Genomic DNA, 11,427 nt, shown 5'->3' on the forward strand with positions numbered 1-11,427 from the left:
GGCTATTCGCCGCAGGCGGTCCCCGCTCGCGCCCATTAGGCGCAGTTTTGCGGCTATTCGCCGCAGGCGGACCCCGCTCGCGCCCATTTGGCGCAGTTTTGCGGCTATTCGCCGCAGGCGGTCCCCGCTCGCGCCCATTAGGCGCAGTTTTGCGGCTATTCGCCGCAGGCGGACCCCGCTCGCACCCATTAGGCGCAGTTTTGCGGCTATTCGCCGCTGCCGGACCCCCTGTTACTTATGCAGCTCCTCTTACGGCACCGGCAGCTCCTGGCCCGCCGCGGCGGAACGCTCTGTCGTCTCGATCACCGCGATATTGCGCAGCGCCTGCTCCGGCTTCACCATCAACTCCGCGCCGCGGTACAAATGATCCGCCAAGTTCGCGTAGCACAGCGCGCTCCATGACGGGTTTGGCCAAAACCTGAACGATATGACTATTTTTCATGAACATTCGCACCTCTTGACACGGAACCATTTGGTTTCGTATTATACCATTATGTAACCATTAGGTTTCATAATAAATCGCTGAAAGGATACATTCGCATGCCATTGCAAGATATTCGTAAAACCGCCGTTTTCAAAGCCCCTATCGAGAAAGTTTGGAACGCGGTGTCTACCTCTGAAGGAATTTCCGCTTGGTTTATGCCGAATGATTTGAAGCCCGAGCCAGGATATGAGTTTACGATTCAATCGCCGTTCGGCCCTTCCCCTTGTAAAGTGCTGGAGGTCGACCCTCCTCATCGTCTCGTGTTCGCTTGGGATCGAGACGGCTGGATGGTTACGATCGAGCTTCAAGAACGAGGCGAAGAGACGGAATTCACGCTGACCCACTCCGGCTGGGGCGATCCCGACGAAGTCGTCGCGCCGGCGAACGAGAAGCGTTCCGTCATCCGCGACCGGATGAGCGGCGGCTGGGAGTCGATCGTGAACGAAAGGCTGCGGAAAGTGGTCGAAGGCTGATGCCGGCGGCGCGCAAACACGATGTGTTTCAAGCGGTCGCGGATCCGACGCGGCGGCGAATTTTGCAGCTTCTCGCTCACGGCGAACTGCCGGTAACGGTCATCAGCAGCCATTTCCCGATGAGCCGAACGGCGGTGTCCAAGCATTTACGCATTTTATCGGAGTCCGAGCTGGTCGGAATGGTGAAGGCGGGGCGGGAGAAACGATACCGTCTCCATCCGGAGGCGTTTCTGGAGCTGAAGGATTGGCTTGCGTATTTCGACCGGTTTTGGGACAACAAAATTTCGATGCTGCGCCATCTCGTGGAAAAAGAAGATGAATAACCGAAGCGGGCCGCCGAAGGGCGGTCTCTTTTCTTTAGTGGAACCTTGACAATAGGGGAACGTTTGTTCTATTATTAACTCATGGGAACAAACGTTCTAATCGAGGTGAACACATCATGACGAACCGAAGCGACACGGCCAAACCTCAGTTCAAATACGTCCCTTGCGAATGCTGCGAGTACCCCGTGGCCGTCCCCGCCGACGCCGCCGCGGCAGTTTGCATCGCCTGCCCGCAGTGCGGGCATCGAAGCTGCTCGTAACATCACACAGCGCGGGGGTTATAGGGCGAACTCCGCAAATAAATTCGCGGCCCCGACAAGCGAGCAAGCCAGACCGCCGAAACGCGTGCTCCAGAGATACAGCGCGGAAGGCTCCGTCCCGTCTCTCGACGTCCACTGCTCGGTCAGCCTCCAGAATAGCGGCGCCTTGAACAGCATCAACATTCCTGCGACGATTAAAAATATACCCATTAATATCATGTCATTGCACCTTTCCAGTAGAACGGCCATCGACTCAAAGGGAGCGATCATCCGTTAGGGTGTTCGACTTGCGAGGCAAAATTAGGCGCTCGTTACCGGAGCGACGCGCGGCGACTCAAACCTTCTTTCGCCGCCCGACTGCCCATGCGACGGCGGCCGACAACAACGCGCCTCCCGCCAGCGCCGCGAAGATCCCCCAACGGGAGCCGCCGGCGTTCGCGGGCTGCTCCCCCGCCGACGGCCGCGACGGGACGGACGCTCGTCCCGCTCCGGCCGGCTCGACGATCTCGAGCGCCGGGCCGAGTTCCGCCGTCAACGCGGCGCTCGACTCCAGCGGAGCCGTCCTCGTGCACAGCCCGGTTTCCAACCGCTCCAACGGACCGGTTGCGAACACGATATACTCCCGGCCGACTTCGAAGTCTTCGTATCCGCAGCTCGCGCCGCTCACCGCGGTCCGGACGATGACCTGCTTCGTGCGAACGCCTTTCCATGACGCGTCCACCTCGAACGCAACCCGCATCGGATCCGCGCTGGAGCGCATCTTCCCGCCGACTTCCGCTTCGATCTCGACGACTTCGCCAGCGAATATGGCGGTCTGCCGCTCGCGATCCTCCGCCAGCGGAGGCGGCTCCGCGCAAGAGCATGCCGCCGCCTGCGGCGGCGCGAACGTTAGCCCCGCCGCCATAACCAACCCGACGAGACACAGCGCCGGTTTATTCATCGTCCCCTCACCTCTTCGTCTTTCAGACGAAGGCGGCGTTACCGTGGTTGCGGACGATCGCGCCCGCGGCGTAAAGCCGCGCCCCTACGAAGCGGCTTGTGCGGCATGCAGCCCGAACGTACACTCTAAGCGGTATCTCGGTTCGAGCCGCGCAGGAGCTTCTGCGCCGTCTTGGATTTCCGTATGCTTCTGCCGCTCAACATAAACCATAAAATAATCCACGACACGGAATTGATTCCGAAGATGAGCCAAAACGCGCTCCACAAAAACCACGGCGTATTCAAAACATACTCATAGATCCAAGTCTCGAAAAAGTTCATGCGACTGCCCCCGATCGGCTTCGATATTTGTCATGGTGCGCCTCGACCTGTTCCGTTATTCCATTCAAGGATAAGATCGCCCGCCGTTGGAAATACCATCCTTATTACGTAGAACCGGGTGAAGACTTCATGAATGCCAACGCGAACGCGGCCTGCCCTCTACCGTTCCTGACAGATCTGAAGTCCAATGTGGATACGGTGTCCCGCATGCTGGGATACAGCGCCGATCTCCAGAAGCGCTCTTTCGCGATTCGTTTCGGAACGGATACGATTCTTGGCAGCTGTCTAAGCATCGACGGACTCGCCGATTCCGTCTCCGTGCAAGCCGTGCTGAAATCCTTGCTTTACTCGAACGAGGAGAAGATGGCTTCCTTCCTCCCTTCGGCCGAGCTGCTGCCGGCGATTCGCGAACAGGTGCTTATTCATCACGAAGTTACCGAAATGTTCGATTTGGAAAGCGCTCTTAGCGGATTGCTCTCCGGAGACTCGCTGCTGCTGTTCGACGGGATCGACAAAGCGCTGCTCGTCCCGACCAAAGGGTGGAGTCAACGCACCGTCGGCGAGCCGTCGACGGAAAGCGTCGTGCGCGGCCCCCGCGACGGCTTCACGGAAAACATTCGCGTCAACACGGCAAGCGTCCGGCGGCGGATCAAGCACCCCGCATTCCGGCTGATCTCCTTGGAGGTCGGAGTCCGAACGAACACCGTCGTGGAAATTGGATATATCGAAGGCATCGTCAAAGAAGGTCTCGTCGACGAAGTCGTACGGCGAATTCGAAAAATCCAAATCGATGGCGTTCTAGAGAGCGGATATATCGAGGAAATGATTAACGATTCGCCCTTTTCCCCTTTCAGCACGATTCAAAATACGGAACGGCCGGACAAGGTGGCAGCCGCTCTGCTGGAGGGCAGAGTGGCTATATTTGTGGACAATACCCCGTTCGTGCTGACGGCGCCCACGTATTTTTGGGAATTTTTGCAGGCGTCCGACGATTACTATAACCGGTTTTGGGCGGGATCGTTTTACCGGTCGGTCCGATACGTCGCGTTCATCATCAGCTTGGTGCTGCCGTCGATGTACGTCATGCTGCTTACGTTTCATCAGGAAATGATCCCGACCCAACTGATCCTTACCATCGCTTCGGGCCGGGAGGTCGTGCCGTTCCCCGTACTGCTGGAAGCGCTCATTATGGAAATCGCGTTCGAACTCATGCGGGAGGCCGGTCTGCGCATGCCGAAGCCGATCGGGCAAGCCGTAAGCATCGTCGGATCGTTGATTATCGGCCAAGCCGCCGTGCAGGCGGGCCTCGTGTCGCCCTCGATGGTCATTATCGTAGCGGTCACCGGGATTGCTTCCTTCGTCATTCCGAATTACGGCGCTTCCTTCGCGATCCGCGTCCTGCGCTTCCCGCTCCTGATCGCCTCGGGGGCGTTCGGCTTGCTCGGATTTGCGACCGTATTCTTCATGATCGTCATTCATGCGCTATCGATCCGTTCCTTCGGGGAAAGCTATTTCGCGCCGATGACGCCGTTCAAAGCGGGAGATCAGAAGGACGTCATGTTCCGCCCGCCGTGGTGGAGCATGAAGAAGCGCCCGGAAATGGCTCAAGACTCGCGCCGCGAAGGCCCCGGCTATCCTCATCCCCCTCGGGAGGGGCAGGGCGATGAATGAGGGGGACGGCCATGACACGGACGAACCGTTTGCTGTATTGCTTCCTGCTGCTCTTTCTGCTGCCGGGCTGCGTCACCATGTCGCCGCAAATCAACGACCTCGCCATCGTGACGGCGGTAGGCATCGATCTCGGCGACGAGCCCGGAGAGGTGCGGGTGACGGCGCAAATCGTCCGCGCCGCGGACGCGCGCGGGCAGACCGGGGCTCCGTCCGGGGGCATCGGTCAGCCGATTCATTCGATCGCGGCCGAAGGCCGGACCATCTTCGAAGCGATTCGCAATATGGCTCGCTTCTCGACGCGCAGAATTTATTGGGCGCACAACTTCGTCATCGTGATGAACGACGAGTACGCGAAGCAAGGCATCACGGACATGATCGACTTCTTCACGAGAAACCACCAACTGCGAATGCGCACGTGGGTGCTGGTGACGCCGGACCCGGCCAGCCAAGTCGTGTCCACGATTACCGGACTCGAAGTCATTCCCGGAGAAGGGATCGACAAGCTGTTCCGATACAACCGCATCGTGGCCGAGGCGCCGCGAACCAACATGATGCGGCTCCAAGAGTCGTTCCTCAGCGAAAGTACGCACCCGGTTATCGCCAAGGCCGAGCTGAAAGGCCGCGGCATTCCGAACAAGCACCCCGAGCGGCTCGGGGCGATCGATCAGGTGGAGCTTTCCGGAACGGCCGTGTTTCGAGGAGACCGGTTCATCGGGTATTTGTCGCCGACGACGTCCCGCTCGCTGCTGTATTTTATCGAAAAAGTCGACTCGGCGATTTACACCCTTCCTTGCCCAGTGGCATCATCGGGCAATAACAATGCGTTCGCTTCGTTCGAAATGGTAGGAAACCGCTTCTCCGTCAACCCGGCGATGGAAAACGGAAAGCCCTCCTTCCGAGTCCGATTGTCCGCCGATGTCAACTTCGTCGAAACCGGCTGCAGAATTCCAATGCAGCGAATGAAACCGATGCTGGAGGACCAACTCGAGGAACAAATCGAGAGCGAGTTTCGCGAGTTTTACCGCGCGATGCAGGAGGAATATAAAGTAGACGCGATGAAGCTGGGGGAGGTCGTGCACAACCGGTATCCCGCGCAGTGGAACGACATCAAGCACCGATGGACGGATCTGTTCCCTACGTTGGACATCCAGACGCAGGTCGATGTGAATATCCGAAGCACCGTATTGAAAGTGAAAGCGCCGATATCCGAAAAGAGGGAAACCGAATGAGAGTACAAATTACGAACGGCATGTTCATGGTGCTGATCGTGAATATGATTTACGCCAAGGCGATCGGCGTGACGCAAAGCATGATGGTCGGGGAAGCCGGCTCCGCCATTTGGCTGTCCACGTCCTTCGCCACGCTGCAGGGGCTCGCGATCATGTTTGTTACGGTGCTTGCCGCCCGCCATGCCCCCCGGCGGGATGTCATGGATCAGGCGTCGCATCTGCTCGGTTCGTGGGCCGGAAAACTGTTAGGGATCGTGTTCTTCGTTTTTTTCCTGGGGGCTTACGGAGGATTCATGGTGACGTTCGTGTACCATCTCATGGATTACTTCTTGCCCGATACGCCTACCTATATTTTTATTCTCGCCGCGTTAATCGTCGGACTGTTCGGCGCGTATCACGGCATCGAGGTGATGGGCCGCATGGCGTACGTGGGCATCGCCGCGATCATCGCCTTGAACATCCTTATCATGATCGGATCGGTATTCGACCTTGATATCCGCAACATCATGCCCCTATTTGAGGAAGGGGTGCTCCGGACCGTGCTCGCCAGCAGGCACAGCGATACCGATTGGGCCGTGGCGACCATGATGGCGGCGATCATCCTGCCGACCGTGAAGCGTCCGGATCGATGGGCGTCTTCCGGCTGCGCCGGCATTTTGTTCGGGTGGGTATTCACCGTCATTTGGCCGATATTGGAGAGCGGCGTATTGTCCGCGGCGGTCGTGCAGCAATATTTCGTAGCCTGCATGCAGCTGGCGAGAAGCGCCCATCTGGGCTACTTCATACAGCGATACGAAATGATCATGGTCGCCTTCTTCTCCATATCGTCGCTGATCCAAATCATGATGGGGTTGTTCTGCGCCGCCCATTCGCTTTCGAAAACGTTCGGGCTCAAAGATTACCGCCCAATGCTCATTCCCGCGGGGCTCGCGTTGGGCGCGAGCGGATATTGGACGGTCGCCGACCATATGCGCGCCCATTCGTTAATGCATGAAGTATGGCCGTGGGTGGCGCTGCCGATCGCCTTCGCGATGCCGTTCTTGATGTGGGGGCTGAACGTCGTATTCAAAAAGAAAGGAACCTCCGGCCATTCCAGCGTCGGTTCCGCAAATTAACCGGCTATCGGTCGCTGATGTAAAGCAGGACAGTGTACAGCGCGGCGCCGAGAAAGAACGCCCCCACGTTGCTTCGCTCTTGATGAGGCAGTTCCTCTTTCATCACATTGACGAGAAGGGCGCCGGAGAGAAAGGCGAACAGCAGCGAGACGACGAACTCCGGCAGGTCCAGCAGCCGCCCGAGTCCCCAGCCGGACAGTACGGCGACCGCGAGCAGCCAGCGTCCATAGGCGTCGTATTGGTCCCGATGATGTTCATGCAGCACATGATCGTTCACGAAAAAGTGAAGCGCCATCGCGAAAGAAAACAAAGCCAGATTCCATTCGTCCTTCTGCTGCAGGCGGTGGACAAGCAAATAACCGATCAACGCGTTGTAGAGGGCGAACGAGCCGGTATGAATCCAGAAGATGCGAGCTCCCGATAACCGCGCGAAACCGCCCTTGCCGGAACGGTTGCCTTTGGCCGCGCGTTCCATGCCGTAGTACAACAGCAGCCCGGCCATGGACGCCAAATATGCATCGTTTTCTAGAAACTTCAGCCAAGGCAGGTCGCTCTTTTCGAGCTTGGACTGGTGATGCGACAGCTCGGGCAGGATGTGCACGAACACGTAAGCGACGGCGACGCCGCCGGCCCCCGACAGCAGCCAGCTTCGTTCCATCCAACTGTTCAATCGTTCCCATTTCGCAAGAAAATGGACAACGGCGAGTGCGCAAGCGCATCCGAACGTCAGCCAAACATCCATAGAAAACCGTTATCCCCTTCCGTAACGTTGGCGCGTACGTTACGGAGTATTGACCGCCGGGGGCGGGGAGATACGGGGCCGAACGAAAGATGCGCAAGATTACCGATCTGCGGACGGCGGCGCCGCGAACGCTTCCGGCCACGCCTCGCGAAGGTATGCGAGCCGCGCAGGCTCCTTCGGCGCCGCGTCCGGCAAGCTGCACATCAGCTCGAGATGGTTGCCGTCCGGGTCGTAAAAGTATACAGAGGCGTTCCCTTGATGCGGACGGGCGAGCGGCTCGCGGCCGCTGAGCCCCCCGAAGCCGTCCGAGGCGATGCCGCGCTCGGCCAGCCAATCGACCGCCTGTTCCATATCCGCGAAATCGATGCGGAACGCCAGATGGCGGCCGTTCGGCGGATAGCTCGCCGGTCCCCGCGTCGTGTGCGCTTCGCCGACTTCCCATAAGCCGAGCCAGCTCGCGCGCTTCTCGATCCAAAGAAACGCGACGTCTCCGTCCCGGTGCGCCAGCTCGAGACCGAGCGATTCGTAAAAGGCGATGGACCGATCCAAGTTCGACACCGGCAGATGCGCTTCGTACAGCCCTCTTAGCATGTTGCGGTCACCGCCTTCAACGCCGCCGTCAGCTTGAGGAACGTGTCGAGCGCGCGGCCGACGCGCTTGCGCATCGCTTCGTCGGCCGGGGCGTCGCCTTCGAACCGGTGACCGCCGCCGATCGAAACCCATTCGGGGCTGTTGATGCCGTGCAAGCCGCGAATGATCGCCTGCAGCTGCGTCAAGGAGCTGACGCCGACGGCGCCTCCCGCGGAGCTGACCGACAGCACCGGCTTGCCCCGGACTTCGTCCGCGCTCAAATAATCGAGCGCGTTCTTCAAGGCGCCGGATACGGAACCGTGATATTCCGGCGTCGCGAAGACGAGGCCGTCCGCCTCCCGGACGGCGGCGATCATGCGCGCGGCGTTCGGATGGACGCCGTCTTCATCCGGCGCGTACATCGGCAGCGGCGTTTCGTAAATGTCGACCAACGTTACCGCATAGCCTTGCTCTTGCAGCTTTCTTTTCATATAGCGGAGCATCTTCGTGCTTGACGCGTCCTTCCGATTGCTTCCCGATACCATGGCGATGTGCATGTTCGATCATTCCTTTTCCGATGAAGTGTAGCGTGCTTCTTGATTTCATCTTACGGGAGAATAGCGAACCGCACATCGGCAAGAAGGCCGACACGTTCGTACAACATTGGTCGTAGGACCGTCCCTGCGACCGGCTACGATTCCACGATGCCGTGCTTCACGGCGTACAGCGCCGCCTGCGTCCGATCGGCGACGCCCAGCTTGCTCAGCAGATTGCTGACATGCGTCTTGACCGTCTTCTCGGCGATATCGCAGGCCGCAGCGATTTCTTTGTTGCTGTAGCCTTTGGCGATATAGGTCAAGATTTCCGTCTCCCGCGCGGTCAGCGCATCGGGCGACGACCCGCCCCCCGAAGGCGAGGCGGGAGCGCTCGATTCCGCGGCGACGTGCGACATGAGCTGCGCGGCCGCGGCCGGATGCAGCTGCGGGAGCCCCGCGTGCGCCCCGCGAATCGCGTTCGCGATGTCGGCGGGGTCCGCGTCCTTCAGCATGTAGCCGTTCGCCCCCGCCTTGATCGCGGACAGCACGTGGTCTTGGTCCGAGAACGACGTCAAGACGATGATCTTCACGTTCGCGTCTTTCGCGCGGATGTCCCGCGTCGCTTCGATGCCGTTCTTCTCCGGCATGAACAAGTCCATCAGGATGACGTCGGGCCGCAGCGCATCCGCCCGCGCGACCGCTTCCGCGCCGTTCGCCGCTTCGCCGACGATGCGCAGATCGTCCTGCATATTCAAGAAGAAAACGAGCCCTTGCCGCACGATCGCATGATCGTCGGCGAGCAGGACTCGAATGGCGTTCGGTTGTTTCGTTCCGTTCATGTTACGCGTCCCCTCCTTCTTCGGGCAGCGGCAGCGGCAGCCGCACGTTCACGTCGGTGCCGAATCCGGGCCGGCTGACGACGGTCACCGTGCCGCCGACGGTTTCGGCCCGCTCGCGCATCGTCGTCATGCCGAAGCCGAACCCGCCGTGCGATCCGCCTTCCGACGCCGCGATGCCGCCGCCCCGGTCGGACACCGTCATTAACACCGCGCCGGGCTCGAAGGAGAGTGCGATCGCGGCGCGATCGACGCCGGCGTGTTTCCTTACGTTATTGAGCGCTTCCTGCCCGATGCGCCACAGCGCCAGCTCGACCCGCTCGGGCATGCGCCGCAGCTCGCCGGCGTCGCATGCGACGGCGAGGCCGATCGACGCCCCGTACCGAATCAGGCCTGTCAACAGCCCTTCCTCGAGGCCGGCGGGCCGAAGCTGACGGATCATGCCGCGCATTTCGGTCAGCGCCTCCCGCGACAATCGGCCGATTTCGGCCGCGGCCCGCCGTACGCCGTCGGGCGCGTCCCGCATAGCGGACTCGAGCCCCCGCGCGTGCAGCTGCAGCGAGAACAGCATCTGCGAGACCGAATCGTGCAGGTCGCGCGCGATGCGGTTGCGCTCCTCCCATCGGGCGATCGCCTTGCCTTGCTCCTGCAGGCGCGCATTCTCGTACGTCAACGCCGCATGCGCCGACAGCGCCTCGAGCGCTTCGGCGTCGACGGCGTCGAAGCCCGCCCCCGCGCCCGCCGCGAGAATGCCGATCGGCCGCCCCTGCAGCAAGATCGGCACGGCGGCGCCGGCCGGATCTCCGTCCGTCGCGAGCAGCGCCTTCCCTTCCTTCGCCTCGAAGCGAATCGACTGCAGCGTCCGAAGCAGCTCGTCGACGGCGTTGCAGGCCGGCACCGGCGGACGGCCGACCGGCACGTGCAGCCGCCCGCGATCGTACGTCGCATGCAGCTGGATGCCCGTCATCTCCTTCATCCAGAGCGCCGCATGCGGCCAGCCGAGCGTCTCGCCCGCGACCCGCACGATGTCGGCCGCGACCCGCTCCGGCGCGCTGGAGGCGCGCAGCTCCCGAGCCGCTTCGCCGAGCCGCATGAACAGCTCCGCCCGCTTCCGCTCCTGCGCGTACAGCCGAATGCGATGCGCCGCCGTGCCGATTTGCAGCGCGACGGATTGCAGCAGCGCGAGCTCGTCTTCGGTGAACGCCATTTTGCCCGGAGCGCCGACGTTCAGAATGCCGAACAAATCGTCGCCGGCGCGCAGCGGAATCGTCGCATGATGCGTCAGTCCGGCCGTATCCCCCGTCTTCAGCTCCACCGCGTCTTCGATCCGCTTGCAGTTCAGAATATTCACGGCCCGCTGCAGCCGCCCGTCGTGGAACCGGTCCACGCACCAGCACGAGCCCTCCCGCATCGGCCGTCCGCCGTCCCGCGACAGCGCCGGAGGCAATTGAGCGGACGCCGCGCAATGCTGCTCGTCCCTTCGCTTCGGATCGATCAAAAACACCCAGCCCGTCGTCAGGCCCGTCAGCTCCAGCAGCTTGTCGAGCACGACGGCGAGCATGTGTTCCATATCGTAGGTGCCGTTGATCGTTTCGGCAATTTCGCGAAGCAGCTCCGCCTCGTTCACCCGCGCATTCTCCTTCATTCGCACCGTCCCTCTCCGGCCTAGCGTCCGCAACGTATCGATCGATAGATTGCTAGTTTATTCCTACTGTACAAGAATCGGCGGTTTCCCGCCAGTCTACTCGACCGAAGCCGTCCGATCCCGTTCCGCAAGCAAGCACTCCGCGCAAAACCGCTTGCCCCCGAACCATCTCCACCCGAGCCGCGTCACCGCCCGCAGCCGTTCGTTCTCCTGCCGTTGCCGCATCTCGAACACATAAACGTCCAGCATCGTTCCTCTCCCTTTCGCTTCGTCTCTCTGGTTT

At 60.7% G+C, this 11,427-nt stretch carries 15 protein-coding genes; 6 read left to right on the top strand and 9 right to left on the bottom strand.

The features are described from left to right. Positions 1–249: 249 nt before the first annotated feature. Positions 250–375, bottom strand: coding sequence for a hypothetical protein (locus VE009_RS00650; protein ID WP_325005451.1), 126 nt, complete (start codon positions 373–375; stop codon positions 250–252). 165 nt (positions 376–540) lie between these two features. Here VE009_RS00650 and VE009_RS00655 point away from each other — a divergent pair, with 165 nt between their 5' ends. The 3 genes from VE009_RS00655 (at position 541) to VE009_RS00665 (ending at position 1,540) form a co-directional block, all read left to right on the top strand. Next, the gene (locus tag VE009_RS00655; protein ID WP_325005452.1) at positions 541–957 is read left to right on the top strand and encodes an SRPBCC domain-containing protein; all 417 of its coding nucleotides are present in this window, start codon (positions 541–543) and stop codon (positions 955–957) included. Then, complete coding sequence (locus tag VE009_RS00660) at positions 957–1,280, top strand: ArsR/SmtB family transcription factor (RefSeq protein ID WP_414694753.1); 324 nt, start codon at positions 957–959, stop codon at positions 1,278–1,280. Before VE009_RS00655 ends, VE009_RS00660 begins: the two co-directional genes overlap by 1 nt. Positions 1,281–1,396: 116 nt before the next feature. Continuing rightward, positions 1,397–1,540: a hypothetical protein gene (locus tag VE009_RS00665; RefSeq protein WP_325005453.1), complete on the top strand. Its 144-nt coding sequence runs from the start codon at positions 1,397–1,399 to the stop codon at positions 1,538–1,540. An 18-nt stretch (positions 1,541–1,558) separates the two neighbouring features. On the opposite strand, the gene VE009_RS00670 is transcribed toward VE009_RS00665, so the two are convergent. Both VE009_RS00670 and VE009_RS00675 read right to left on the bottom strand, forming a co-directional pair. Beyond that, positions 1,559–1,759 (bottom strand): DUF6199 family natural product biosynthesis protein, encoded by a 201-nt coding sequence (locus tag VE009_RS00670; RefSeq protein WP_325005454.1) that lies wholly within the window; start codon positions 1,757–1,759, stop codon positions 1,559–1,561. A 115-nt stretch (positions 1,760–1,874) separates the two neighbouring features. Beyond that, positions 1,875–2,480, bottom strand: a complete 606-nt coding sequence (locus tag VE009_RS00675; RefSeq protein ID WP_325005455.1) for a hypothetical protein — start codon at positions 2,478–2,480, stop codon at positions 1,875–1,877. A gap of 449 nt (positions 2,481–2,929) precedes the next feature. Between VE009_RS00675 and VE009_RS00680 the strand changes: the two genes are divergently transcribed. The 3 genes from VE009_RS00680 to VE009_RS00690 are packed head-to-tail and all read left to right on the top strand — an operon-like array spanning position 2,930 to position 6,815. Further along, positions 2,930–4,471 (top strand): spore germination protein, encoded by a 1,542-nt coding sequence (locus tag VE009_RS00680; protein ID WP_325005456.1) that lies wholly within the window; start codon positions 2,930–2,932, stop codon positions 4,469–4,471. 11 nt (positions 4,472–4,482) lie between these two features. Then, positions 4,483–5,700 (top strand): Ger(x)C family spore germination protein, encoded by a 1,218-nt coding sequence (locus VE009_RS00685; protein ID WP_325005457.1) that lies wholly within the window; start codon positions 4,483–4,485, stop codon positions 5,698–5,700. After that, positions 5,697–6,815, top strand: a complete 1,119-nt coding sequence (locus VE009_RS00690; RefSeq protein WP_325005458.1) for a GerAB/ArcD/ProY family transporter — start codon at positions 5,697–5,699, stop codon at positions 6,813–6,815. The genes VE009_RS00685 and VE009_RS00690 overlap by 4 nt, the downstream gene beginning before the upstream one ends. 4 nt (positions 6,816–6,819) lie before the next feature. Here VE009_RS00690 and VE009_RS00695 read toward each other — a convergent pair whose 3' ends face one another. The 6 genes from VE009_RS00695 to VE009_RS00720 form a co-directional block, all read right to left on the bottom strand. Continuing rightward, positions 6,820–7,557, bottom strand: a complete 738-nt coding sequence (locus VE009_RS00695) for a hypothetical protein (RefSeq protein ID WP_325005459.1) — start codon at positions 7,555–7,557, stop codon at positions 6,820–6,822. Positions 7,558–7,656: 99 nt separating this feature from the next. Then, complete coding sequence (locus tag VE009_RS00700) at positions 7,657–8,148, bottom strand: VOC family protein (RefSeq protein ID WP_325005460.1); 492 nt, start codon at positions 8,146–8,148, stop codon at positions 7,657–7,659. Continuing rightward, positions 8,142–8,684: an NADPH-dependent FMN reductase gene (locus VE009_RS00705; protein ID WP_325005461.1), complete on the bottom strand. Its 543-nt coding sequence runs from the start codon at positions 8,682–8,684 to the stop codon at positions 8,142–8,144. The genes VE009_RS00700 and VE009_RS00705 overlap by 7 nt, the downstream gene beginning before the upstream one ends. Positions 8,685–8,818: 134 nt before the next feature. Further along, positions 8,819–9,502 (bottom strand): response regulator transcription factor, encoded by a 684-nt coding sequence (locus tag VE009_RS00710; RefSeq protein WP_325005462.1) that lies wholly within the window; start codon positions 9,500–9,502, stop codon positions 8,819–8,821. Between the two features lies 1 nt (position 9,503). Further along, on the bottom strand, positions 9,504–11,144 hold the full coding sequence (locus VE009_RS00715) for a GAF domain-containing sensor histidine kinase (protein ID WP_325005463.1): 1,641 nt from the start codon (positions 11,142–11,144) through the stop codon (positions 9,504–9,506). 96 nt (positions 11,145–11,240) lie between these two features. After that, the gene (locus VE009_RS00720) at positions 11,241–11,393 is read right to left on the bottom strand and encodes a hypothetical protein (protein ID WP_325005464.1); all 153 of its coding nucleotides are present in this window, start codon (positions 11,391–11,393) and stop codon (positions 11,241–11,243) included. Positions 11,394–11,427: the final 34 nt, after the last annotated feature.

Origin of the sequence: Paenibacillus sp., assembly GCF_035645195.1 — a bacterium.
Taxonomy (GTDB): Bacteria; Bacillota; Bacilli; order Paenibacillales; family YIM-B00363; genus Paenibacillus_AE.